The organism is Pseudogracilibacillus amylolyticus (SeqCode), from assembly GCF_051918545.1.
Taxonomy (GTDB): Bacteria; Bacillota; Bacilli; order Bacillales; family Amphibacillaceae; genus Pseudogracilibacillus.
The window spans coordinates 1-26,287 of sequence record NZ_JBPPZG010000013.1 but is presented as its reverse complement, the minus strand read 5'-3'; the positions used below and the strand labels follow the sequence as shown (position 1 = coordinate 26,287).

Annotated in this window: 25 protein-coding genes; 20 read left to right on the top strand and 5 right to left on the bottom strand. The window is 35.1% G+C overall.

Annotated features, from left to right (window positions below):
- Positions 1–714 precede the first annotated feature (714 nt).
- From ACPYKA_RS02810 to ACPYKA_RS02790, 5 genes are all read left to right on the top strand, one after another.
- Positions 715–2,184, top strand: a complete 1,470-nt coding sequence (locus ACPYKA_RS02810; RefSeq protein WP_479540901.1) for an ABC transporter permease — start codon at positions 715–717, stop codon at positions 2,182–2,184.
- A 15-nt stretch (positions 2,185–2,199) separates the two neighbouring features.
- On the top strand, positions 2,200–2,871 hold the full coding sequence (locus tag ACPYKA_RS02805; protein ID WP_479540900.1) for an ABC transporter ATP-binding protein: 672 nt from the start codon (positions 2,200–2,202) through the stop codon (positions 2,869–2,871).
- Positions 2,864–4,354 carry a PASTA domain-containing protein gene (locus ACPYKA_RS02800; protein ID WP_479540899.1) on the top strand — a complete coding sequence of 497 codons (1,491 nt, stop codon included), beginning with the start codon at positions 2,864–2,866 and terminating at the stop codon, positions 4,352–4,354. The genes ACPYKA_RS02805 and ACPYKA_RS02800 overlap by 8 nt, the downstream gene beginning before the upstream one ends.
- A 137-nt stretch (positions 4,355–4,491) precedes the next feature.
- Entirely contained in the window at positions 4,492–4,830 is a 339-nt protein-coding gene (locus ACPYKA_RS02795) for a GNAT family N-acetyltransferase (RefSeq protein ID WP_479540898.1), read from the top strand.
- Positions 4,831–4,976: 146 nt separating this feature from the next.
- The gene (locus ACPYKA_RS02790) at positions 4,977–6,188 is read left to right on the top strand and encodes a serine hydrolase domain-containing protein (protein WP_479540897.1); all 1,212 of its coding nucleotides are present in this window, start codon (positions 4,977–4,979) and stop codon (positions 6,186–6,188) included.
- Positions 6,189–6,347: 159 nt separating this feature from the next.
- On the opposite strand, the gene ACPYKA_RS02785 is transcribed toward ACPYKA_RS02790, so the two are convergent.
- A complete protein-coding gene (locus ACPYKA_RS02785; protein WP_479540896.1) occupies positions 6,348–6,524 on the bottom strand; it encodes a hypothetical protein in 177 nt (58 codons plus the stop codon).
- A 551-nt stretch (positions 6,525–7,075) separates the two neighbouring features.
- Positions 7,076–7,957 (bottom strand): LysR family transcriptional regulator, encoded by an 882-nt coding sequence (locus ACPYKA_RS02780; protein WP_479540895.1) that lies wholly within the window; start codon positions 7,955–7,957, stop codon positions 7,076–7,078.
- 109 nt (positions 7,958–8,066) lie between these two features.
- Between ACPYKA_RS02780 and ACPYKA_RS02775 the strand changes: the two genes are divergently transcribed.
- Positions 8,067–9,092: a YeiH family protein gene (locus tag ACPYKA_RS02775; RefSeq protein WP_479540894.1), complete on the top strand. Its 1,026-nt coding sequence runs from the start codon at positions 8,067–8,069 to the stop codon at positions 9,090–9,092.
- 241 nt (positions 9,093–9,333) lie between these two features.
- Positions 9,334–9,969, top strand: coding sequence for a YczE/YyaS/YitT family protein (locus tag ACPYKA_RS02770; RefSeq protein WP_479540893.1), 636 nt, complete (start codon positions 9,334–9,336; stop codon positions 9,967–9,969).
- A 72-nt stretch (positions 9,970–10,041) separates the two neighbouring features.
- Here the strand turns inward: ACPYKA_RS02770 and ACPYKA_RS02765 are convergent, their stop codons facing one another.
- The gene (locus ACPYKA_RS02765; protein WP_479540892.1) at positions 10,042–11,160 is read right to left on the bottom strand and encodes an NAD(P)/FAD-dependent oxidoreductase; all 1,119 of its coding nucleotides are present in this window, start codon (positions 11,158–11,160) and stop codon (positions 10,042–10,044) included.
- 204 nt (positions 11,161–11,364) lie between these two features.
- On the opposite strand from ACPYKA_RS02765, the gene ACPYKA_RS02760 reads away from it, so the two are divergent.
- From ACPYKA_RS02760 to ACPYKA_RS02730, 7 genes are all read left to right on the top strand, one after another.
- Complete coding sequence (locus ACPYKA_RS02760; protein ID WP_479540891.1) at positions 11,365–12,291, top strand: manganese-dependent inorganic pyrophosphatase; 927 nt, start codon at positions 11,365–11,367, stop codon at positions 12,289–12,291.
- Positions 12,292–12,760: 469 nt separating this feature from the next.
- Positions 12,761–13,030 carry a DUF485 domain-containing protein gene (locus ACPYKA_RS02755; RefSeq protein ID WP_479540890.1) on the top strand — a complete coding sequence of 90 codons (270 nt, stop codon included), beginning with the start codon at positions 12,761–12,763 and terminating at the stop codon, positions 13,028–13,030.
- Positions 13,027–14,562 carry a solute symporter family protein gene (locus ACPYKA_RS02750; RefSeq protein WP_479540889.1) on the top strand — a complete coding sequence of 512 codons (1,536 nt, stop codon included), beginning with the start codon at positions 13,027–13,029 and terminating at the stop codon, positions 14,560–14,562. Before ACPYKA_RS02755 ends, ACPYKA_RS02750 begins: the two co-directional genes overlap by 4 nt.
- Positions 14,563–16,323 carry a LytS/YhcK type 5TM receptor domain-containing protein gene (locus ACPYKA_RS02745; protein WP_479540888.1) on the top strand — a complete coding sequence of 587 codons (1,761 nt, stop codon included), beginning with the start codon at positions 14,563–14,565 and terminating at the stop codon, positions 16,321–16,323.
- On the top strand, positions 16,313–17,053 hold the full coding sequence (locus ACPYKA_RS02740) for a LytR/AlgR family response regulator transcription factor (RefSeq protein WP_479540887.1): 741 nt from the start codon (positions 16,313–16,315) through the stop codon (positions 17,051–17,053). The genes ACPYKA_RS02745 and ACPYKA_RS02740 overlap by 11 nt, the downstream gene beginning before the upstream one ends.
- Positions 17,054–17,180: 127 nt before the next feature.
- Positions 17,181–17,507: a DUF485 domain-containing protein gene (locus ACPYKA_RS02735; RefSeq protein ID WP_479540886.1), complete on the top strand. Its 327-nt coding sequence runs from the start codon at positions 17,181–17,183 to the stop codon at positions 17,505–17,507.
- A 60-nt stretch (positions 17,508–17,567) separates the two neighbouring features.
- Positions 17,568–19,046 (top strand): solute symporter family protein, encoded by a 1,479-nt coding sequence (locus ACPYKA_RS02730; RefSeq protein WP_479540910.1) that lies wholly within the window; start codon positions 17,568–17,570, stop codon positions 19,044–19,046.
- A 346-nt stretch (positions 19,047–19,392) separates the two neighbouring features.
- On the opposite strand, the gene ACPYKA_RS02725 is transcribed toward ACPYKA_RS02730, so the two are convergent.
- Complete coding sequence (locus tag ACPYKA_RS02725; RefSeq protein WP_479540885.1) at positions 19,393–21,144, bottom strand: SulP family inorganic anion transporter; 1,752 nt, start codon at positions 21,142–21,144, stop codon at positions 19,393–19,395.
- A 256-nt stretch (positions 21,145–21,400) separates the two neighbouring features.
- On the opposite strand from ACPYKA_RS02725, the gene ACPYKA_RS02720 reads away from it, so the two are divergent.
- The 4 genes from ACPYKA_RS02720 to ACPYKA_RS02705 all read left to right on the top strand — a co-directional run bounded on the left by ACPYKA_RS02720 (position 21,401) and on the right by ACPYKA_RS02705 (position 25,201).
- The gene (locus ACPYKA_RS02720) at positions 21,401–22,177 is read left to right on the top strand and encodes a TatD family hydrolase (RefSeq protein WP_479540884.1); all 777 of its coding nucleotides are present in this window, start codon (positions 21,401–21,403) and stop codon (positions 22,175–22,177) included.
- Positions 22,178–22,233: 56 nt separating this feature from the next.
- Complete coding sequence (locus ACPYKA_RS02715) at positions 22,234–22,773, top strand: hydrolase (RefSeq protein WP_479540883.1); 540 nt, start codon at positions 22,234–22,236, stop codon at positions 22,771–22,773.
- A 66-nt stretch (positions 22,774–22,839) separates the two neighbouring features.
- The gene (gene rpoN / locus ACPYKA_RS02710) at positions 22,840–24,138 is read left to right on the top strand and encodes an RNA polymerase factor sigma-54 (RefSeq protein ID WP_479540882.1); all 1,299 of its coding nucleotides are present in this window, start codon (positions 22,840–22,842) and stop codon (positions 24,136–24,138) included.
- A gap of 157 nt (positions 24,139–24,295) precedes the next feature.
- Entirely contained in the window at positions 24,296–25,201 is a 906-nt protein-coding gene (locus ACPYKA_RS02705) for a DMT family transporter (protein ID WP_479540881.1), read from the top strand.
- 44 nt (positions 25,202–25,245) lie between these two features.
- On the opposite strand, the gene ACPYKA_RS02700 is transcribed toward ACPYKA_RS02705, so the two are convergent.
- The gene (locus ACPYKA_RS02700; RefSeq protein WP_479540909.1) at positions 25,246–25,788 is read right to left on the bottom strand and encodes a biotin transporter BioY; all 543 of its coding nucleotides are present in this window, start codon (positions 25,786–25,788) and stop codon (positions 25,246–25,248) included.
- Between the two features lie 138 nt (positions 25,789–25,926).
- Between ACPYKA_RS02700 and ACPYKA_RS02695 the strand changes: the two genes are divergently transcribed.
- Positions 25,927–26,106, top strand: a complete 180-nt coding sequence (locus ACPYKA_RS02695) for a hypothetical protein (RefSeq protein ID WP_479540880.1) — start codon at positions 25,927–25,929, stop codon at positions 26,104–26,106.
- Positions 26,107–26,265, top strand: coding sequence for a DUF3221 domain-containing protein (locus ACPYKA_RS02690; RefSeq protein ID WP_479540879.1), 159 nt, complete (start codon positions 26,107–26,109; stop codon positions 26,263–26,265).
- Positions 26,266–26,287 lie beyond the last annotated feature (22 nt).

The following is a 26,287-nucleotide window of genomic DNA, read 5'->3' as shown; positions in this document are numbered from 1 at the left end:
AATCTGGCTGTAATACCTTCTTTATTAGCCTTGTCATCGAATTCTATTATTTGAATTTTTAGTAAGCTAGGGAGTTTATCATTCTTTTGGGAATAATTAGTATAATGTGGCTGCTTCTCTGACATGTTGCGTATGCTTCCTAAAATATCTGGTTGCCCTTAAGCTTTTCCAACTTCACTAATTCCACCTTCTATTAGTGTTTTACCTTCATTCTCGAATACTTTTACACATAGGTAATGTTTCATATAAACATCGCCTTTTTTTCCGACTACAAATCTTTTACCGATTTTCCATTTAGTTTATACATGATTATCCAAAGTTAAAAATGCTATACAATTTGAGTATAGCATTTTTGAGCAATGAAGTTTTGCTAAGCTAGATAGTCTCAATAATTAGGCACTCTGATCCTTTCTTTATAATAATCCGGAGAGACAATAATAGGTCAAACTCCACATGCTATCTTCTAAAGGGACAGCTTACTCATTATGGCGATTATCCAAGTGTCACGGATTGGTATTCGACTTTTTCAAGATGTGGTGTCTAATCTCCTTGCCCAAACAAATAGTTGTTGTTTTTTAAGTGTATTATAGATATAATACGTTTAACCAATATTTTACTTTGGGAACAGATAATGGTCATGCATATTGTGGCATGAAGAGGCAGAGTTTTTTCAAAAGATAAAATTTAAGTAAATTATTAGTGAGGGGGTTTGTAATGAATTTTATTAAGCGGGGAATTTTAAGTATTATAAGAAAAAAAGGAAAATCATTAATTTTATTAGCCGTTATTTTCATCCTAGGAAATTTAATAGCAGGAGCAATTTCCATTCAACAAGCAACTGGTAATGTAGAAAAAAATATTAAAGAAAAACTGGGAGCTGCGGCAACAGTTGAGCTCGATTATGAAACTTTGGATTCGTTCAGTGATGAAGAGTGGGAAAGTGTAGAAATTGAAGATTTAGATCTTGATTTAATTAAACAAATTGGCGAGCTGTCCTATCTAAAATACTATGATTATAGTATGGCTACCAATCTAGGATCCGAGAGCATTGAGAGTTATCAGGGTGAGGAGATGGACGGGGACGTTGTAATGATGGGTCCCAGTATGGACTTTATGTTGAAAGGAATCAACTATGCTCCTGTGATTGACTTTGAAGAACAGAAGGGACAATTAATCGATGGACGTGTTTTTACACAGGAAGAGATAGATAATGGCACTTCTGTAGCGATTATTTCAAAAAAATTGGCAGAAAAAAATAACCTACATGTAGGAGATACGTTTACATTAGAGAATCAAGTGTTTGATCATGATGATGAGACTGGAGAGGAAGAGTTAATTGAATCCAGGGATGTTGTATTAGAAATCATCGGATTATTTGAACCACAATCCGTTAAAAAAGATCAGGAAGAAAAAACGGATGACTATATGATTGATTGGATGGATATAGATTATCAAAATACAGTGTATGTTCCAAATGAAATCGTCGCCAGTGAAAATAAATATTATTGGGAAGCATATATGAAAGCGGATGAAGAATATGCAGCAATGATAGAGGAGGAAGATGAATCTTTCGAATATTACACACCAGTATTTGTCCTAAATAATCCTGAAGATATTGAAGCATTTGAGGAAGAGGTAAATCCGTTACTTCCAGAATACTATACAGTAATCAGTGCTACGGATCAATATGATAGCATTGCAGGACCAATGGAGTCAATGTCTAAACTTTCAAAATATATATTGATTGTCGCAGTAATTGCAACGGTGCTGATAACTGGTTTAGTAGTTTTACTATTCTTAAGGGATCGAAAACGTGAATTGGGCATTTACTTATCTTTAGGAGAACGACGGAGCCGCGTTGTCGGGCAAATCCTAATCGAAATAATGGTTGTTGCGCTAATTGGTATTACTTTATCCGTATTTAGCGGAAGCTTTTTGGCTAGCCAGATCTCTGATACGATGATTAAAGCGGCTGATAAAAATACGCCTTATGAAGAAGTTATATATTATGATGAGCTTCAAACAAATTTGACAACAGAAGATGTTTTAGATTCTTATGAGGTAAACCTAAATTCAAGTTATATTCTAGGTTTCTATGGAATTGGTCTATTAACTATTTTAATTTCAACGGTTATTCCACTAATGTATATTGTAAGGTTAAATCCGAAAAAAATACTGATGTAATAGAGAGGTGAGATTATGATATTAGAAGCGAAAGATTTAAGTTATTATTATCAAGATGGCGAGCAACGTCGTTATATTTTAAAAGATACATCTATCTCTTTTGAGAGAGGGAAATTTTATACGATTTTGGGGCAATCGGGTTCAGGAAAAACCACCTTATTATCATTACTCAGTGCCTTGGATTCACCACATAGTGGAACTGTATTATTTAAAGAAGAAGACATTAAGAAAATTGGGTATGAAAGGTATCGCCGTAATAATGTCGGAATTATCTTTCAAAGTTATAATTTAATTCCGACTTTTACAGCTGTAGAAAATGTATTGGTTCCTATGTCAATTACCGAAAATGAAATTCCGGAAGATACAAAAACAGTAGCCTATAATTTATTGGATTACATCGGAATTGTAAAAAGCAAAGCAGATCGTTTAGTTAATAAACTTTCTGGTGGAGAGCAGCAGCGTGTAGCAATTGCCCGTGCGCTGGCGACTAATGTGGAATTAATTCTTGCAGATGAGCCTACAGGAAATCTTGATGAAGAGATGGAGCAAGAAATCATTGATATCTTTAAAAAATTGGCACATGAGCACGAGAAATGTGTCATTGTGGTAACACACTCTAATGAAATTGCATTGCAGTCTGATCAAGCTTTTCAGTTGAGGAAGGGTGTACTATCTTCCTATGAGTGACTTTTTATCGAAATTTAATAAAGACAAGTACCAAGATATGGTGAATGAGCAAGAAGACAAAAATATAAAAGATGAGAAAGTAAAGAAAACAGAAAATCAAGAAGAAACAGATCCGCAGCATAAGCAGGAAGAACAAGCTTCTGCTGCGGAATTAGAAAAAACAGTACCTGAGGTTGATACTCCACCTGAATCAAAGCCTACCTTTTCTAGAAGTAGCCGTCGGAAAGATGCAGAAGAAGAAGTGGAGATTGATCTTGATTATCAAAGAAAAAAAAGACTTCGGATGTGGCTAATCATTGCAGGTTCCGTCTTAGCTTGTCTGTTGCTCTTTTTCATTTATCATATGCTTGTCCATGTAAAAGTTGAAAATTTTGCGGACAAGCCTGTTTCAGATGCTCGTACTTGGGCGAAAGAAAATGATGTAGAAATTGAACTAGAACAAGAATATAGTATGGAACATGATGCAAATGATATTATTTCACAAAGTGTTCCTCCTGGAAAGAAAATCCGAAAAGGAAAGACACTCCAATTAGTTAGCAGTCTAGGCCCTGATCCAGAAGAGAATATTCCACTTGCTGATTTTTCAACAATGAACCGAGAGGAAGCAGAAGCATGGATTGATGAGAATAAAGCGGAAAACCTGCAACTTGTCGCGGAGTATAGTGATGATATTAAAGAAGGAAAGTTTATTAAGTTTACCATCAAAGACAATGATATTGATGAATCGGAATACCGACGTAAAGACAGTGCTACTGTCTATTATTCGAAAGGGAAAGAAGTTTTCGAAAAAAATATTACTATACCTGACTTTACAGGAACTCCCAAAGAAGAAGTGGAAAAATGGGTAGAAACCAATGAAATTGATATGACGTACAAAGAGGCGGATTCTGACGATATCGAAGCGGGTCATATTATTAGTCAAAGCGAAGCAGCAAATGAAATGATTGCGAAAAGGGATAAGATGGAAGTTGTTGTATCTTTAGGTGAAGCCGTAGTGGTTCCGAATTTTTGGGGACTAACAGCCGAAGAAGCTACTAGCAATTACCCAGATTTAGATGTGACAGTTAAGCATGTATTTAACGCAGAAGCTCCTTATGGAACACTTATTTCCCAATCTGTTAAAGCAGACACAAAGTTAACGGAGAAAGATAATAAAAGTGTTACGGTTACTTATTCGCAAGGTAGACCTTATTTACATGATTTTCGTGGACAACTAGAAGGGGATTTGCCGAGATTATTTTATGAAGAATATCAGTCAAAAGGTGCTAATATCAAATACATTGTTAAGTTTGTCGATTCACCTGAGGTAAAGGGAACCGTGGTCGGTATGAGTAATTTTAATGAATTTGTACCAATGACTTACACTGTAGAGATTAGAATTAGTAATAATGCTTCAGCCCCACCTAATCCACCAGATTTTTTCGATGATGAACCGGGCGGACCCGTGGAAGTGGAAGAACCAGAGCAACCTATAGAAAAATAAGTGTTATGAACAAAATTTTAAACAGAGATGGAGACTCCTTGGTATTTATTAATTAGAGATCAACGTGCGTTGATACTCCGTACTATACCAAGAGGGCTCTTTTTTTGTGCAAACCTCAAATTACTTCATAAACAGGAATGCTTCTTTTAAAATCATACTATCCATATTTTTTAGAAAATGGAATTCCAGAAGTCAACGATTTTAACGTCATCCCTATATTAAGAAAAAAAGGGATTGGAAGTGCCTTAATGGATGCGATAGAAGAGATTGCTTTAAAGGACTTTGGAATAGTTGGAATTGGTGTTGGTTTGTATGATAGTTATGGAAATGCCCACCGCATTTATACAAAGAGGGGGTATATCCCAGATGGGAGAGGTGTCATGTATAAAGAAGAGCCTGTTTCTCCAGGAAGTCAAGTTTTGGTAGATGACGACTTAAACCTCTATTTTACAAAACAGAAACAAAGTGAAGGGTAAAAGATTCGCAGTTGTTATTTCTTGAAGTAACGGGTGAGATAGTTGAATAAGACGGTTGCTTCTTCATCCATGGAGTATTCCTTAAGATTAAATCGATAGAATGATAATAAAAATTAAATTAAAAATCTGAAATTAAGGGGAAACTTATGCGAAGAAAGATTGGTGTCTTAATTATAGTATTAATTCTAATGTTTTTTTCTTATATGTTAATATTGCCAGATTATAAATCTTTCACCTATGTAGCTAGGGGGCTCTGGGGGGAATCTGATTTTTACGATCATCAAAAGTTTGCATATAGGCAGATTGAGAAGGCGAATGACAGCCATACGTTCGAATATAACTTGAAAGAAAGTTATATCGATGATTTGTTGATGGATATTAACTATTACTATAAGCAAAAAAGGTATACGATTGGCGATGCTAAACAGTTCTTTAATGAGACTGATACAACATCATTTATTATCATTAAAAATGACAAAATAATATATGAAAAATATTTTAACGACTATAGTAGAGAGTCTATAAATACGTCTTTTTCTGTAGCAAAATCGTTTGTATCATTTCTCATTGGTAAAGCAATAGGTGATGGCTATATTGAGAGTATTGAAGAGCCCATTACTAACTATATACCTGAATTGAGTAATAAAGGCTTTGAAGAGATTAGTATTGAACACCTTTTAAATATGTCCTCTGGACTTCATTATAATGAAAGACCATTATTGTTTAGTGATGATGCTAAAACATATTATTCCCCTAATCTAAGACGTTTAGCTTTAGGGGAAACCAAATTAGTCGATAGACCAGGCGAAAAGTTTCTATACAATAATTATAATCCTCTTTTGTTAGGAATAATTTTAGAAAGGTCAACTCAAAAAACTATTTCTGAATATTTACAAGAAACATTATGGAAACCAGTAGGAATGCAATTTTCAGCAACATGGAGTATTGATAGCCAAAAGCATGGGTTTGAAAAAATGGAAAGTGGTATAAATGCAAGGGCTATCGATTTTGCCAGGTTTGGAAAATTGTATTTGAATAAAGGTAACTGGAATGGAGAACAGATTATATCAAGCCAATGGATCATTGATTCTACAAAAAGGAAAGAGAATTTAAATGATTCATACTATAGTTATACCGAATGGGACTTTTTCAATCGTGACAATGGATATTACAAATATATGTGGCTAGGTTACGAACGTGAAGATGGAGATTATGATTTTTTTGCACATGGCAAATATGGTCAAGTTATCTATGTTAGTCCTAAATATAACGTTGTAATAGTTCGTACTGGAAAGACAGCTGGAAAAGTAGATTTTTGGCCGGAAATATTGCTTGAATTATCAAGTAAACTAGAATAACTTTTTGCTGTCCTAACTTTGTAAAAATAATGCACTTAAAGTAATGGGGGGGACTGGGACATAACTAGTCTCAAATGAATAAATAACGAATATAAAGATAAAATAAGACTATTAATACTGCTCAAGCCGCATCCCTGATGGAAGGGGAACGGCTTATTTTTATTCGTCATCACTGAATTCTTTCTTAATAATAGAATTCATTTCTTTAATATCTCCATCATTTAAATCCTCTACATTAGATATATGAATAGAATTCATTTCTTTAATATCTCCATCATTTAAATCCTCTACATTAGATATATGAAAGGAAGATCTGATGTTTTTTTCATAAAACATTCTTTCAACCCCCCGCCTCACATGATCTGCATCTTTATAGCTATCTATGCACTAACCAACTTTCATTAATTCAGCAAAAGGATAATCTAACGCCTCCGCCATTGAAAAATGCGCATGAGGAGAATAGCAGACATTTCTTTTTTCGATCCAGGTTATATTAAGTTCAGATAATCCAGTCTTACGAATCATTTCATCCTTAGAAATACCTTTATCTCTACGAATTGATTTGATTAATGGTTTAGGGACTTATTAAATTTCGACCACTGGTATTTGCGAATAATTTTAGTTAATATAATATTGTCTGATTGAACTCATGAACCTTGATAAATAAGGATTCATGGGTTTTTATTTGGTTTAAAATACAGTACAAAATGATTAGAGTTTACAAATCTATACACACATTTTATACAACCATATTCACGAGATTGTTATTTCACCATTTTAAATACTATCAAAACCGTTCCTTGCAGCGAATATGGTTCTGTAGGGACAAGTAACAATTCATCAGCTTGACACCGCATGATTTTTTTGAAAAAGACTCAAGTTATATACTAAATAAATTCTTTACGATGCAAATAAGTTATAAATAACTCTAAAGCTTTTGTTTGAAACGGGGAATTCGTAATATATGAGAATTGACGGGAAAACGGTGTTCCGTTAACTCGTAAGATGACTAAATCCCCATTGTTTAATTCTTTTTGTATCGCCCATTTTGATAACAGGCTAATCCCAAGACCTGCCGCGACTACTTCTTTGATCGGCTGTGTACTGCTGAATTCCAACGTTTTTGCTGGTTGGATACCTAATTTCAACAATAAAGTATCCATTGCCTCCCGTGTTCCCGAACCTTTTTCACGTATCACCCACGTTGCTTTATTTAATTCAGATACAGAAATAGTAGATTGCTGATGTAATGGATGTTTTGGAGATGCTACGATATATAACTCATCTTCTGTAAATGTCTTTTGATTTAAATTTGTGTTTTTAATCTTTCCTTCGACAATACCAATATCTAATTGATGCCTCTCCACTAATTCTGCAATATATGTTGTATTCCCTATCGTTACGATCGGCTGAATATCTGGGTATTTCGGTTGCATGATCGAAATAATCTGTGGTAACACATATTCGCCAAATGTATAACTTGCTCCGATAGTCAATTTTCCTTTGGCTTTATTCGTTAATTCGTCAATTAAACTTTCCATTTTTGTATACAGCCCGATAATTTCTTTTGCGTGGTGGTAAACAATTTCACCAGCTTTATTTATACGTACATATTTATTCGTTCGTTCTAACAATCTACAACCTATGTCTTCTTCCAATAAACGAATGTATTGACTCACTGCTGGTTGTGTCATGTGCAGTTCTTCTGCTGCTCGAGAAAAATTTTGCTGTTCAACGACTGTAACAAATACTTCTAAATGTTTATCCATTTTTATACTCACCCTTACCTATAATAAGTAATTACTTATGAAAATAATTATAAATAATTATTTTACTTATGCAAATAAACTAATTATTCTTTAATAAGGAGGTGCATCAATGAATTCACATCCACAGGAGAGGAAACTACAAACAAATCTTGCATTAACATGGACAACTGGAGTGATATTTACTTTTTTTATTGCCTTGTTAGGATTTTTACTTGCTAAAGTTCCTGGATTTAGCCATATTGGTCAACTGGCAAGTGCTATTATTATTGCTGTATTATATAGGCAGTTTTTCGGTTATCCTGAAATTATTAGAAATGGGATTTCATTTTCAGCAAAAACATTATTACGGTTAGCTATCATTTTATATGGATTAAAACTTAATATTGATGTTATTTTTCGTGACGGTCTTGGGTTACTTGTCCGTGATACCATCATAATTGCGTTTGCTATTCTATTTATTATATGGTTAGCAAAATTATTAAAAGCAGACAAATCGATATCTTTACTACTAGGTGTCGGTACTGGAGTGTGTGGTGCTGCTGCTATTGCTGCCATTGCTCCGATTATCAAGGCGAAAGATGAAGATACAGCAATAAGTGTCGGAATCATCGCTTTAATGGGAACTGTCTTTTCGATTATTTATACGATTATTAGACCAATCCTCCCTCTTGATGTAATAGATTATGGGATTTGGTCTGGCATGAGTTTGCATGAGTTAGCACATGTGGCTATTGCAGCAGAACCGGCGGGGAACGACGCATTAGCTATTGCATTATTAGCTAAACTTGGACGTGTATTCTTGCTCGTACCACTTAGCTTTATATTTATTTATCTGATGAAACGAAAAAATAAAGATGCTAAACAAAGTAAGACAAAGGTTCCGTTTCCATATTTTTTACTCGGATTTATTTTACTAAGTATATTAGGCAGTTACGTATTCGGTCGTTTTATTCCTGTGTCAGATGAGATATTACAAACAATAGATAACATTACAACATGGTTATTAACAGCAGCGATGGTCGGTTTAGGACTTAATGTCAGTTTAAAAGATGTCCGCACAAGAGCATTAAAACCACTCATAGCAATGACTGTTACATCCATTTTAGTTTCCCTCATCGCCTATGTACTTGTTTAACTGGAACAAAAGGATAAGTGAACGGTTACTAACAAGTTTTCTAAAGTTAATTTTACTGTTGTTTTTTCATTTATTTAGTCCTTTGGCGTTACTTATTTATAGTCCATTAATCATGGATCGTAAAACATAAAGAGGCACGGTATTTAAGTTTGGCATTCATTCCATGTTATAATTTAATAGGGAAAACGTAAGCGGAAAAAAGTGAGGGTGTTTTATTACGGATTGAAAGTAGTGAACAGACTTGATTTATGCTCGAATTTTGGTGTTTATGATTGGAAATCTTATTTTTAGTCTGGGGATTTCCGTAACGATTAATATGCAACATCTAGGAATTCATCCATGGGACGTTTTAAGTGTTGCATTATTTGAAAAGATTGGGTTATCCATCGGTTCGTGGAATATTATTATTGGCATTATTTTAATTACCGTTTCACTCATTCTTGATCGAACTTATGTAAAATTCGGAACAATAGCGAATGCAATACTTATTGGTATGTTTGTCGACTTGTATTTATGGCTTGATTTTTTACCACAAGCGACTCATACTTGGACGGATGTTGTTGTGATCATTATGGGAATCGTTATTATGGGGATTGGCGGTGGTATCTACAATGGTGCTGGAATCGGATCAGGACCTCGCGATGGGTTCATGCTTTCGATTTCCGATAAAACGGGAGTTTCTATTGGAAAAGTGAGGATTATTACGGAAACGAGTGTGTTACTATTAGGATTATTGATCGGTGGACCTGTATTTATTTTTACATTTGTATTTACGTTTATCCAAAGCCCGATATTCCAGTTTGTTTACTTAAAAGTGGCGGATAACTTGAAAAAGTTTGAGGTAAAAATGAACGAACAAAAGTCCAGAGCGATGTAAAAAAATGAAGTTTATTATTGCAAAACATCCGCTTGACAAAAAGTCCTGCGGATGTCTATATTAATTAGCTATTTAATTTATTATTGCTTGTTCTACGAGATAATGATCCAAATTAACATCGAGTTCTTCCGCTTGCACTATTTTTGCTAATTGATTACCAATAAAGGGTCCTGTAGTTAACCCTGAGGCACCAAGTCCATTTGCGATTAACAGCCCTTTAATGGAAGGAACGGAACCGAAAATCGGCAAATGATTAAATGTAAATGGTCTGAATCCGACTCGAGTTTCTGTGATGGAGTATTCTGCTAAACTGGGGGCAACTTTAATAGCTTCATCTAAGATATAATGAATTCCACCTGCAGTCGTCTTCATATCAAACTCGGAAATGTTTTTATGGGTAGCACCAATTACAATTTTACCGTCATCGAAATGCAAAATATATTGGTTGTTTGGCGGCGTGATGACAGGAAGCGATGAAGTATCTAATGAATCAGTTTTTAGATGAATGATTTCACCTTTTTGAGCAGAGATATTTAGATCAATTCCAAACGGTTTTAAAAGTTCTGGCATCCATACACCATTCGTTCCAATGACGATATCGGCATCAATATAAACTTCTCCAGCCCGAACGCCGATAATTGTTTTATTTTTGTAAATAAGTTCTGCATTTCCTTCTATATAAGTAGCACCGTGTTTTTTTGCAGCAGCAATGAGTGAATCTCGGAGCGCATTTCCGTCTAATCTAGCAGCACCTTCGATAAATAAAGCATGATAAATTCCATTTAAATAAGGAATTTTTTCATTCGTTTCCTCGATACTTAACAGGGAAATTTCGCCCATTTGTGGTGCATCTTCTCTTCTTTTTAAGGCAATTTCCTTTAATTGAAGTAAGTTCTCCTTGTCTGTATGTAACCGAACTGCACCGACTTTTTTGTATTTGGTTTTATTTTCGCCATCGATATGTAATTCAGAAATTAATTCTTCTAAATAAGCCGCACCTTTTCTAGCCAATTCATACCATGCTTTGTTTCTACGTCGGGTAATCCATGGGCAAATAATACCTGCTGCAGCGGATGTAGCTCGACCTTCTTTATGATGGTCAACTATAGTAACGTCCACACCTGTTCGTGCAAGATTATAAGCGGCAGTTGCACCGATAATCCCAGCTCCGACGATAACGATCTTCTTCACTTTAAAATTCCTACTTTCTTCCTAAAACTATATTGTATGTTGCTTTATTATTTTGTAAAATATATCTTAACATAATTTAAACCTATTTTAGGTTGAAATGTCGAAAAACGGAGATAATTGGTCAGAATTTAAGTCAAAAATGTAACTAAATGTCGTAAAATATGTTAATCTATAACATATAACTATTGAATTAGGGGTATGGTCATGGGAAAAAAATTAATTTTTGGGCATAAGAATCCAGATACTGACTCAATTTGTTCAGCGTTAGTTTATGCAAATTTAAAAACAAAATTAGGAATGAATGTAGAAGCGGTTAGATTAGGTTCATTAAATAAAGAAACGGAATATGTATTAAATTTTGCTGAAGTTGAAGCACCTCGATTAATTGAAAAAGTTGAAGACGGCGTAGAAGAAGTTATTTTAGTTGATCATAACGAATTTCAGCAATCTGTCGATAATATTCGTGACGTTAAAATAACGGAAGTCATTGATCATCACCGTATTTCAAATTTTGAAACGAATGATCCACTCTATTTTAGAGCTGAGCCTGTTGGATGTACGGCAACTATTTTGAATAAAATGTTTAAGGAAAATGATGTGGCGGTATCTGCAACAGATGCTATTTTATTATTGTCAGCAATTATTTCTGATACATTGCTGTTTAAATCACCGACATGTACACAAGAAGATGTACAAGCTGCAGAAGAGCTCGCTAACATTGCGAAAGTAAATCTTGAAGAATATGGGCTAGATATGTTAAAAGCAGGAACGGATCTGAGTGACAAATCGGTTGCGGAACTTTTAGCGATGGATTCAAAAGAATTTATGATGGGCCCTTCAAAAGTAGAAATTGCACAAGTGAATGCAGTTGATCTTGAAGAAGTTTACGAAAAGCAAGGCGAAATTGAAAAAGAAATTGAAAAAATTATTGAAGAGAAAGATTTAGACCTCTTTTTATTAGCAGTCACAGATATTATTAATAGTAACTCGGAAGTTTTAGCATTAGGAAAAGCAAGTAGAAATGTTGAAGAAGCCTTCAATGTTCAATTAGCAGGTAACCGTGCGCTATTAGAAGGAGTAGTTTCACGAAAAAAACAAATTGTAACGAATTTAGGTGCGACTTTTCAATAATCAAAGAGAAAATAGCTTATTTACTCCGGACTAAAGAAACGAAAAATTCGTTTCTTGTTCGTTTTTTTCCATACTTTAGCCGGTAGGAAAGGAAAACCTTCCTGCCTGGCTAAGTATTCATTTTTTTAGAAGGAGGCTGGGACAAAACAAAATAGTGGATATGAAACACGAACAATATTTCTGCAGCGACTATTATAAACTTAGTCATTCGTGGTTCAATAACTTTTTTTAGCTTATGTCCCAATCTCTTTATCTTCATAAGTGCAACTTTGGCTTTCGCCATAATAGCTTGGCGATAAGCCAAGTTTTCTAAACTTAATTGTTTAGAACGTCATCAAGACTAGTACAACACGCAGTAAATGCATGCAATTTGCATTTACCAAAACTTGGATACTAATTATAGTTTTATAAAATATTGTATCAAGTTTTCTAAATCTTCTAAAAATAAAACGAGGAATGGAGGGGTGAAGTGGATACCATCAAAAGATGGAAGCAAGAAAGAAGATTATTCGTTGTGTGGATTTCTGTGTTAGCAGTCATCTTTTATATGTCTCTTCCATTATCTCTAGCAGTTATTCCCGACAAAATGAATGAACATGCGTTGTTTGGGCTTTCATGGGCATGGCTTTATGCTTTCTTGCAAGTTCTTATGACATGGCTTATTGGCTGGATTTATTGGGTAAAAGCTAAACAACTGGATCAGTTAGTTGAAAGGATGAGGCAGGAGGAAGCGGAATGAATTTTACTTATTTTTTATTCTTTGTATGTATCGTTATTTGTACGTTGATCATTACGTATTGGGCAGCAAGAAGAAGTAAAACAACATTTCAATTTTATACGGCTGCAGGAAAATTAACCGGTTTTCAAAATGGATTGGCAATAGCTGGAGATTATATAAGTGCCGCTTCCTTTTTAGGAATTGTTGGTGCGATAGCTTTAAATGGCTATGATGGTTTTCTGTATTCTTTAGGATTTTTAGTTTCCTATTTAGTTGTTTTACTGTTTGTTGCCGAGCCTGTGCATCATCTTGGAAAGTATTCCCTAGGTGACGTTATTTGTGCACGCTTTCCTAGTCATCAAATCCGTTTGATTATGGCAATTGGTTCTTTTATAATTTCAATTTTTTATATGATCCCGCAGTTGGTCGCTTCAGGGCTTTTAATCCGTTTATTGTTAAATATTGATTATTCAACATCTGTTCTTATTATTGGAAGTCTTATGACAGTATATGTTGTCTTTGGGGGAATGATTGCTACTTCCTGGGTACAAATTGTCAAAACAATTTTACTTATGTCAAGTACGTTTTTACTATCATTAATCGTTTTTTCTTTTTATGAATGGGATATCCATGCATTAATTGATGAAGTAAAAGTAGGTACACCGCTCGGAGATCAATTTTTTATGCCTGGTCATTTGCTCGGTAGCCCGCTAGAAGTTATTTCATTATATGTAGCATTAATTTTAGGTACAGCAGGGTTACCACATATTTTAATTCGATTTTATACGGTAAAAAATGCATCTGAAGTAAGAAAGTCTGTTCTTACAGCTAGTTGGATCATTGGACTATTTTATGTAATGACATTAGTGCTTGGCCTAGGGACTGCTGCGGTTATTGGCTATGATCAGTTAATGGCAGCTGATTCGACTGGGAATTTAGCAGCACCTTTATTAGCAAAAGCACTTGGAGGAGACTTTTTGCTTGCATTTATTTCAGCCATTGCTTTTACAACTGTTGTGGCGGTCGTAGCTGGCCTTGTCATTTCAGCAACTACAGCTTTTTCTCATGATATTTATCACCATATTATTAAAAAAGGTAAAACAACGGAAAAGCAGCAATTAAGAGCTGCACAATGGTCTGCTTTAGCGATTGGTTTTATTTCTACCCTATTTGCTTTAGGTCTAGAAAACATTAATGTAACTTTTCTTGTTTCTTTAACATTTATCTTTGCTGCCTCTAGTAATCTACCAATTATTTTATTTACAATTTACTGGAAACGATTCAGTCAAGCAGGTGCGATGATCGGAATGGTAAGTGGGCTAATTGCGTCATTAACTTTACTTATTTTAGGGCCACATATAATGAATATTGATAATGGTTGGATATCAAGAGAGCCACTGTTAAACTTATATAACCCTGGAATTATTGCGATTCCAATTGGATTTTTGGGAGCTATCCTTGGAACTTTTTTATTTCCCCAAAAGGATCCAATTAATTTTGAACGATTTTATTTAAAAGCGCAAACAGGAGTCGAAATGAAGGAGCGAAGATGATTGAAAGACTTAACAATTATACTCTTAGAACGAATTGGTTTATTGTTAGTCATTGCCTTCGTTCTTACGCGAATCCCTAAATTTAGCACATTATTATACCGGGAATTTAATACGAAAATGACGATCATCCATGCATGTGTGTTTGGTGTATTTGCAATTACAAGTACCCATTTTGGTATTGTGCTTTCGAATGGAGAAATCGTCGGGACAGGATTTGTAGGGTCTGTAGAACCGGATCAAATGGTTGTTAGTCTAAGTTTGATTGCTGTAGTAATTGCAGGGTTATTAGGTGGGCCAATCGTTGGTTTAGGCGCCGGAATTATTGCTGCTGTTCACCTAGTTTTTTTGGGAGGAATTGGCTGGTTTGCCAACATGTTAGTCAACCCACTTACAGGACTACTCGCGGGGCTAACAGGACGCTTTTTCTCAAAAGCACGTGTAATTTCTCCGGTTCAAGCGCTTTTCATTGGAGTATTCCCTCCTATATTGCAAATGCAGCTTTTACTAGTGCTATATCCACAAAATGAAAGTATCATTCATTTCGTGAATTTAGCCGGTCTTCCGCTCGTATTATCAAATAGTATTGCCATAGCGGTTTTTACCGCAATGATCGGGATTGTGTTGAATGAACAGGAAAATGAAGCGGCTTTAGCAACAAAACAGGCGTTAACAATCGCAGAGGAAGCTTTGCCATTTCTAAAAAGTGGTTCATTAAGCGATCAAGCGGAAGGGATCGCTAACTTATTGTATGACCGGCTAAAAGTGGCAGCTATTTCTGTAACTAGCCAGGATGAAGTGTTGGCGTTTAAAGGAATAGGCGCTGAACATCATCAGGTTGGGCATAAAATTATTACGCCTTTGTCAAAAAAAGCTTTGAAATCAAAAGAAATACAAATCGCTTATTCTAAAGTTGACATTGCTTGTGAACATCCAGAATGTCCACTGGAAGCTGCAATAATCATACCGATAACCGAGGCGAATGATACGATAAGTCTTATCAAATTTTATTTTAGAAAATCGCAACATATTAGACCGATTGAAAAAGAATTGGCTCAAGGGATTGGACAATTGATATCCAATCAGTTGAAAGTTATTGCGAGTGAAAATTTAAAAGCAAATATAAAGGATGCGGAACTAAGAAATTTACAAGCGCAAATAAATCCACACTTCCTTTTTAATACATTACATTTAATTGCAACATTATTTAGAGTGGATCCGAAAAGAGCGAGACATATTACCATCCAATTAGCTAATTTTATGCGATTTAACTTAGGAATTGCTTCAGAGTCATTAATCTTATTAGAAAGAGAATGTGAGCATGTTAAAGCTTATATAGAAATCATTCAAGCTCGATTTTCAAACCGACTGCAAATTAATTTTATACAAGAACGGACGATTTCAAAAGTGCTAATACCTCCTTCTACGATCCAACCGCTCGTTGAAAATGCTATTCAACACGGATTGAAAACTGTAACAACGAACGGAAAAATTGATGTTTTCATTGAAAAGAAAGGTGAGAAAGTTCAGGTGACTGTTCAAGATAATGGTGTCGGATTTGATGAAAAGGAAATTGAAAATATTATGAACAACCGTAAGTCTATCAGAGATAATGGCGGGATAGGTTTATATAATGTAAACCAGCGATTAATAAGTTTATTGGGAGAGGATGCACGTTTACATGTTGAAAATCTGCCAAGAGGAAGCAAAGTGTATTTTACCATCCCGAATGGTACCGTAAGGAGGACTTTAAATGAAAATTAATGTGATGATTGCAGAAGATGAATATTTAGCACGCGAAGAGTTGATATACTTGCTAGAAAAGGAAAAAGATATTGCGCTCTGTCCAAGTGCTGAATCTGGTGAAGAATTAGTGGAGTTGTATTTAGAACATAAGCCAGATGTTTTATTTCTTGATATTGAAATGCCTGGAATTACTGGGGTGGAAGCGGCAAAACAGATTATGAAATCAACGAATAACCCACCGTTATTTGTGTTTACTACAGCATATGATGCTTATGCGATTGATGCATTTGAAATTGAAGCAGTAGATTATTTGTTAAAACCATTTGATCAGGTGCGTTTACATCAGGCGATGGAGCGGATTAGAAAACGCTTATTAGATAGTAGTGAGAGTTCTACTCATATTCCCGGGAAATCAAGTTCTAAGTTATTAATCGATGATGGAGAAAAAATGATCGTTCTGTCTCCCGATTCTATTTATTATGCTGTTCCTTCCCAACGAATGCTCGAAATTCACACGGAAAATGAAGTTATTGAAAGTAAGATGACGTTACAGGAGTTGGAAAAGAAATTGGAAGGTCGCTCGTTTTTTAGAACGCACCGCAGTTATTTGGTGAACTTAAATCATATTCTTGAAATTACCCCTTGGTTTAATGGTGCATACAACATAACGTTAAAAAATAAAGAGAAAACAACGATACCAGTTAGTCGATCAGCACGGAAGGCATTATTTGAAAAATTTGGCCACTAAATAAATTAAATATAATACCACTTAGTCTCTTTTTCTGACCATTCGAACAAAAGCAACACAATTTGTTCACGATTTTGATAAACTCTTTTTAAGCGTTTTCATTAAATGTTAAAAGGGAGGTAATATCATGTCAAAATCAATAGCATTTCAAAAAATAGAACAAACGGAGGAGTTCCAAAATTTAAAAAGAAGAAAGTACAAGTTCGTTTTTTCTATACCAATTTTATTCTTTTTCTACTATTTGATGTTTCCTATTTTGTCAGCGTATGCAAAGCCGTTAATGTCAAGTTTTGTATTTGGTAACTTTACTTTCGGATATTTATATGGAATCTCATATTATGTAGTTATTTGGGCTTTAGCTTTTATATATGTGTTTAAAGCTAGATCTTATGACAAACAAGTAGAAGAAATAATTGCTAAATATGGACCAAAAGAAGAAGAAAAGGGGGCATAAATATTGGATACGGCTAGTCTATTTGGAGTTATATTATTCGGTGTAATTATCGCATTAACAATGTATGTTACGTATTTAGCATCAAAAAGGACGACAGGAACGGGTGATTTCTATGCAGCAGGTCGTTCTTTAACAGGTTTTCAAAATGGGCTTGCGATTGCTGGAGACTATTTAAGTGCAGCTTCCTTCTTAGGAATTGCAGGACTCGTAGCTTTGTATGGATATGACGGTTTTATGTATTCAATTGGGTGGCTCATGGGTTATGTTATCGTACTATTTATTATAGCGGAACCATTTAGAAACTCAGGGAACTTTACGGTTGCTGATGTTATTTCTTACCGACTGAAACAAAGGCCAGTTCGTACTTCAGCAGCTGTAGTTACAATGGCAATCACGATGTTTTATATGATTTCTCAACTTGTTGGTGCAGGTGCAATTATTCATTTACTTGTTGGAATTCCGTATGAAGTTTCTCTAATCATTGTTGGTGTACTAATGATGATTTATGTAACACTTGGAGGAATGTTAGCAACGAGTTGGGTGCAAATTATTAAAGCAGTCTTATTAATGAGTGCGATGCTTATCATGTTAATTTTCATCGCAGTAATATTTAAGTTTAACTTATCTTCCTTATTTGGAGATGTCATAAGTAAAAATGGAACGGAATTTTTAACACCAGGAAAATTATATACTAACCCAATTGACTTATTGTCATTAGGAATTACGTTAATTCTTGGAACTGCGGGTTTATCGCATTTACTTGTACGTTTCTTTACAGTTCCTACAGCACAAGCGGCTAGATCATCAGTTGTATGGGGTATGATTATCATTGGTTCATTCTATTTCATCATTGCAATCATCGGATTTGCAGCTTCGGCTCTAGTTGGTGAAGAAGCTATTAACGCTGCTGGTGGTGGCGGTAACATGGCTGCACCATTACTTGGTCAAGTGCTTGGTGGAGGAGCAGGAACACTTGGTGGAGAATTATTTATGGCCGGTATTTCTGCAGTAGCGTTCGCGACAATCGTAGCGGTTGTAGCTGGATTAGTTATCACTGGTGCGGGAGTTTTTGCTCATGATATTTATACAAACGTTATTAAGCGTGGAGAAGTTGACTCAAGGAAGCAATTCCAAGTTGCTAGAATTACTGCATTTGTAATTGGAGTAGTTTCGATCATCTTAGGAATCTTAGCGAAAAACTTCAACGTTGCACAGTTAGTTACGTATGCATTTGCTGTTGGAGCTAGCTCGAACTTACCTGTTATTATTTTCTCTATCTATTGGAAACGCTTTAATACTCCAGGTGCAGTTGCGGCAATGTTAACTGGAACAATTACAACGGTTGTCTTAATCTTATTAAGCCCGAATATTATGGGAGATGCAGCAATTTATCCATTATCAAACCCAGGTTTATTTAGTATTCCTTTAGGGTTCTTAGCGGCTGTAATTGTTACTCTAATGACGAAGCCTGAGGACAATGATAAAATGTATGCTGAAATGTCTGTACGTGCTCATACTGGTTTAGGAGCAGAAAAGTAAATTTTAGTAAAAGTAAAACCAAAAAAATCAACTATCACGCTTTGTGGTAGTTGATTTTTTAGTGTGTAAAGTAATCCATTATTCTACTGGTGAAGTTGCAAGCAGCCACTCGTTATGCGAAAGAGCTCGGCCGTAAGGTGTGAGTTGCTCAAGTCAAGGCGAAAGTTGCTCAAGTTCACGCTTAGTGGCAATAAAATATGCAAGGTGCCTCCATCGTGATGCTTAGTGACATTAAAAGATACCTAGTCACTCACGCCACATAAAGTCTAGTGGCTAAAATAAAGTGGCATGCAAAGTGTAACCCCAACTTACGGAATCACATCCCTGCATGCCTCACTACTACAGCTTATTCCGCTTCTGTTGCGGCACTTTCCATTTGTACCTGATCATTTTCCATTTTTTTAAATACACGACAACTTCCGTCAGGTCGTTTATTACAATATGGACATTTTTTTACATCAGTAATTTTTAAAGCATGATTAATCGCATCTGTAGTATCATCAAAGAAGTTATCAGATCCTATCACATCATAGAGTCCGCTTCGTTTTAACATGTTTAAAGGTTCCTCTCGTAGTTCAGTGATCAGAACAGTTCCTTTCTTTTTAATGAAGTCTTTAACAAATCGAGATAAATTCGCTTCACCTGTCACATCGATCATGGACACGTGTCGCATTTTTAAAATTAGGACAGATGGTCGTTTACGAATAGATCTTGATAATGTTGATTCAAAGCGATCTGCTGCACCGAAAAATAGTGGACCATGGACTGTAAAACTAGCAATCTTTGGACAACTGTATTCAGCTCTTTCCCCTTTACCTCGCCCTTGTCCGTTTGCAAATTGTATAGGCATGATATCTTTTACTCGTAAAACACCACTTATTCTTTTCACAAAAGATACCATTGCTAGTAATAAGCCGATCGGTACTGCGATCGTCAAGTTTACAAAGACGGTAAGTAAAAAAGTAGTAACTAAAACTAATGAATCCGATGTGCGTAGCTTTAGAATCGATCCAAATGACTTATATTCACTCATATTAAATGCTACTACCATTAAGATCGGTGCCATACTTGCTAATGGAATATGTGATGCAAAGGGTGCAAATAATAAAAGTGTCAGTAATACGAATACACTTTGGAATATTCCCGAAAATGGACTGATTGCTCCACTTTTGATATTCGTAGCAGTTCTAGCAATTGCTCCTGTAGCAGGTATTCCACCGAAGAAAGGCGTAATGATATTAGCCAATCCTTGTCCAAATAATTCTCGGTTGGACTTATGTTGTTTACCTGTCATTCCATCTGCTACAACAGCAGATAAGAGTGATTCGATTCCTCCGAGCATGGCAATCGCAAAGGCTGGTTGCCAGAGGTATAACAATTTATTAAAAGTGATTTCCGGAAAATGAAATCCCGGGAAAGACTGAGGGATTCCTCCAAATGCCGATCCAATGGTAGCAATTTTTCCAGGGAATAAAAAGTAACTTATTATTGCTGGGATTACTAGTGCGACTAGCAGAACTGGAACTCTTGGAAAAAACCTTGGGACAAAAATAATAATGAGCAATCCGATTATCGCAACAACGATACTAAAGATATTTACCGTATGGAAATTGCGAAAAAGTTCGAGTATCGTTTCGTGGAAATATTGTTTACTTTCTACGTTTTCAAGACCTAAAAAGTTCTCAATTTGTCCAGAAAAAATGATTACTGCTATCCCTGATGTAAATCCGATTGTGACAGACCTAGGTATATACGTTATTAAACTACCAAATTTAAATACACTCATGAGGATAAGCATGATACCAGCTAGCATTCCGGCAATTAGTAAATCCTCATAACCATATTGTAAAACGATAGCTAGTAAAATTGGAATAAACGCACCAGTTGGTCCAGCAATTTGAAAGTGCGAGCCCCCGAAGATAGCTACAATTAACCCGGCTATTATCGTCGTGTAAATTCCATATTCCGGACTTACACCTGAGGCAATTGCAAACGCCATACCGAGCGGAATAGCAACGACACCAACTGTAATACCCGCGATTAAGTCCTTTCTCAAATCGCTTGTTGTTATTCCTTTAAAGCGATCATCTTTAAACAATTTACAACACTCCTATATAATTATTGAAACGTAAAACGACAGATCCCTAGTTGATCGCAAAAAAACTAGTAATCTGTCTGAAAAAAAGTAAATAAACCAGACTAATATCTATTATAACACAAAAGACTAAAAAAAGATAAGTTGTTATAGTACAGACGGGCAATTTTTAGAAACAGATTGCGTTAAGAAAAAGAGATGGTAGAATGAAAAGAACTAATATTGTTTTTAATCGGAAAATATAAAAGGTGGTTCAAACATGTTCAAAAAAATAATTGATGCACATATTCATATCGATAATTATAATGAACAAGATCAAACTAGAATTTTAAACGATTTAGAGAAGGATCAAATTGATTCTCTAATATCAGTATCAAAAAACTTACCTTCAGCTAAGCAAGTTCAACAACTGGCAAGTAAATATAAAACGGTAAAACCAGCATTTGGGTTTTATCCGGAACAAGCATATCCTAGTGAGATAGAAGTCATTGAGTTGACTCAGTTTATTGAGCAACATGCAAATGAAATGGTGGCGATTGGTGAAGTTGGTCTTCCCTTTTATCTGAAACAAGAAGATCCTTCAGTAAAAATTGAAGCCTATATTGAGCTGTTAGAATATTTCATTAAACTAGCAAAAAAATATGACAAACCAATAATATTACATGCCGTGTATGAAGATGCACTCATCGCCTGTGACTTACTTGAAAAACATTCTGTTAAACAAGCCCATTTCCATTGGTTTAAAGGAGATAATCAAACAATTGAGCGGCTATTTGCCAATAAATATCATATCTCTGTAACTCCAGATATTTGTTATAAAAAAAGAACCCGAACATTAGTGAAACAATATCCACTTCAATTATTAATGGTAGAGACGGATGGACCATGGACATTCAGCGGACAGTTTAAAGATCAGATGACCCATCCTAAAATGATGCATATGTCGATACGTAAAATAGCTCAAGTAAAAAAACTTCCACTCAAAGAAGTTTATCTATCTATTTTTAATACGACAAACGACTTCTTTTTTAAATGATTGATAGCTATTTATGTTAAGATATATATAATGTATGAAATGAGGGGTTGAATAATATGTTAAAAGTAAACGATACGGCGCTTGTGATTATTGATGTTCAAGGGAAGCTTGCCAAAATTATGTATCAAAGTGAAGACCTTATTGCGAACTTAGAAAGCTTAATTAAGGGAGCAGGGCTTCTTGATATACCGATTCTTTGGCTTGAACAATATCCAAAAGGTCTTGGCCCAACTGCTGAAGAAATTAAACAGCATTTAACAGCGAACAGCCCAATCGATAAAATGACGTTTAGTGCATGTAAGAATGAGAACTTCCAAGCAGAACTAAAAAAACTTGGAAAAAATTCTTTTCTCGTTGCAGGTATTGAAACGCATATTTGTGTGTATCAAACAGTGAGTGAATTATTAGATGAAGGAAAGCATGTAGAAATAGTCGTTGATGGAGTATCTTCTAGAACGAAAGAAAATAAAGAAATCGGACTTGAAAAAATGAAGTCGCTTGGAGCAGCAGTTACATCTGTAGAAATGGCACTTTTTGAGTTAATGGAGACAGCTGAACATCCTAAATTTAAAGAGATTAGTAAGTTAATTAAATAATAATTTCTTACACAAAATTGGTAGCGCTTTAATGTTCATAGGGGGTCATTTTGGGAGGGATAAATGATGAGAATGGTCTTAGAACAAAGACAGATGTTGAAAATGGTCATGACTACAGAACTTCGTCAGGCGATTGAACTTTTACAACTTTCAACATATGAGTTAATGCAGTTTATCCGTGAACAAGCAGAAGAAAACCCTTTTATTGAACTAATCGAGAAAGATCACGACACCCCTATAAACATTAGACGCACAGGTGTAGACGTAGCAAATCCAATTGATTATTCTGTTAGCGATAAAAAAACGATATACGACCAATTAATGGAGCAATTAGTCGATTATGACTTAACGGATTTTGAGAGAACTATAATGGAGTATCTCATCTATAATATTGATGAACAAGGCTATTTAACTATAACAGATGAAGAGGTTTGTGATCATTTAGGAATAAGTGAAAAAGAAGTTTATCGGGCGAAAAATATTCTCCATCAACTCGAACCTGCTGGCATTGGAGCAGGTGATTTGTATGAATGTCTCGTTATACAAGCGAAAAAGAAATATCCGGAAAATGGAATGTTAGTTACTATTATAGAAAATCATCTAACCAATATTGCCGAAAACAAATGGGACATTATTGCGGAAGATTTAAATGTTTCATTACAAAAGATAAAAGATTTAATTAAGATGATCCAAACATTGAACCCTAGACCAGTAGATCAATTAGAAGGGGAAAAAGCAGAATATGTCACTCCAGACATTTTTATTGACAGATTAGAAGAGTCGAATCAATTTTCTATATCTTTAAATGATTATTATTTACCCGAAATTAAATTTAATTACACATATTCAAATGAATGTAAACATGTCAATGAGTTATCGAAATATGTTGACAATCATTTTCAAAAATTCCAGTGGCTATTAAAAAGCATTGAACAACGCAGAACGACAATTTTGAAAATAATGGATGTGATCGTAAATCGACAGCATGCATACTTGAGCATTGGTTCGCCTACTGCATTAGAAGCTTTAACATTAAAAGAAGTTGCAGATGAAATTGGCATGCATGAATCGACAGTTAGCCGCGCAACAATGAATAAAGTTGTTCAAACACCGGTGGGGACTTTTGATTTAAGAAAATTATTTTCAAAAAAGTTAGCTACTAAAGATGGAAAAAGTACGTCGCAATCTAAAGTAAAAGCATTATTAGTGGAAATGATCGATAATGAGGATAAACAAAAACCACTTTCTGATCAGAAAATTTCTGATTTGTTTAAACAGGAAAAAAAGATTGTTATATCACGGAGAACTGTAGCCAAATACCGCGAAGAGCTTCATATTCCGTCATCTACGAAAAGAAAAATCTAAAATAGTAGAGGAATAAATGCTATACTAGAATAGTAAGTATAAAATTATGTGAAAATCGTTGAATTGGCTTCCTTACACGGAAGTCGCTGTTATCAACGATTTTTCAATTTTAAATTAGAGATGGCAACAGGAATGTTAAGAGAAACTAGGTGATTATTTGGCACGAATTTACACACTATTATTTTTCGTTATGGCAGTTTGGGGGGTTAATTTATCGGCACTTGTCGTACTTGTAAATAGTATTGAACCAATCACATTAACAGCTGCACGAATTTTTTTAGCAGGAATAGCTGTACTTGTGATCACCAAATTGCTTGGTATTTTTCGATTACCTACAAAAGATGAATGGAAAACAATTCTCATTATTACAATTTTCAATGTGGCTTTTCACCACACTTTTTTAGCATTAGGATTAACTCGAACATCTGGTGTGAATGCAGGGATTATCTTAGGCGCTGCTCCGCTTGTGACAATGGTTTTATCGATCATTATTTTACGGGATCGTATCTCTCGACTTCGTGCACTGGGATTTTTATTAGGCTTTATCGGGATATTAACTACTTCTTTAGCAGGTGCTGAAGGGTTTGAAGCTATTTCTATCGGAGATTTAATGATCTTTTTATCGATGTTTATGCAAGCATTTAGTTTTATTTTGATTAGTAAGTTAAATCCTACTTTCGATCCGCGTTTACTTACCGGTTATATGCTTTTAGTTGGTTCTGTATTTATTTTTATTATTAGCTATATAATCGAAGGTGATTTAGCGCAGTTAACGCAATTATTTACATGGAAGTTAGGAAGTGTTTTTCTATTTAGTGCGATTATTGCAACGGCTTTTGGGCATATGATCTATAATTTTGCGATAAAAAATGTTGGACCGACGGAGACGACCATTTTTGTAAACTTAAATACGTTGTTTGCTTTATTAGGTGCATCGTTATTTTTAGGTGAACCGATTATGAAAAATCATTATATTGGCTTGGTATTTATTTTAGTAGGAGTATTTATTGGTTCGGGGACTGTCGAGTACTTAATTGGGAAAAGAAAATTAAAGTCAAGGTGAGGATAAAAAGCGTGCTTAGCTGTACCGGCACGCTTACTCTAAATTCAACTTGCTTTTTTAACAGGAACATATAAAATATTAGCTGATTCCAGTCTTTTACGGACGGTGATACCAATCCATGCGGCAAGAATCGCTTTGATTATTCCGCCAACAATAAATGGAGCAAACCCGCCTACGAAAGCGGCGGTCCATGACAGGTTAGCGGCAATTTTTAACCAAACAGTTCCAATAATTAAGGTGATAAACATTCCAATGATATTCGCGATAAATGCATTGATGACGTTGAACTTTGTTTTTTCTAAGTATAGCCCGATCGCATAAGCTGTTGGAATGAAACCAACGATAAATCCACCTGTTGGTCCAAAAATTACTCCAAAGCCAGCTGACATTTGTGAAAATACTGGAATACCTATTGCTCCAATAATAAGATAAAGAACAGAAGATAAAGTACCATAACGTGAACCTAAAATAGTAGCTGCAAGACCAATTGCAAGCGTTTGCCCAGTAATCGGAACGAGCGGTAAAGGTATTGTAACTTGAGCAAGTATTCCTATAATTGCTGCGAATAATGCTGTTACAATCATCATCTGAAGCTTCGAGTTATTCAATTTACTTTCCTCCTTAATATGTATGTTAACCAAAACTAACTTGAGTTAACATATTTAGTAGATTACTAGAAAAGGAGGAGGTTGTCAAGACTTTGTCACATACTGAGGAGGATAAGTATGCGTCGACAATTAATTTTTGCTATTTGTTTTTTGGTGTTGTGCCTTGGCAGTTGTAATGGTCAAAAAATGGATGGATATATTATGGAAGTCAATGAAGATAGTTTGCTTATAGCTGAGGGAGCGACCGAAGAAGAGGCTATCAAATGGCTAGAACTTACATATGAAAAAATTGATTGATTGCAACCTGCTCCGTCTCTTGTGGCCATTCAGTATGAAAAAGTAGAGGATTTTCATGTTGGAGACTATGTTCAGATCATTTTGGAAGGAGAGATTGCGGTTTCTTATCCTGAACAAGGAAAAGCTAAATCTGTAGAATTAATCGAAAATAAAGAATAAACCTCCTTGCTTTAGCAAAGAG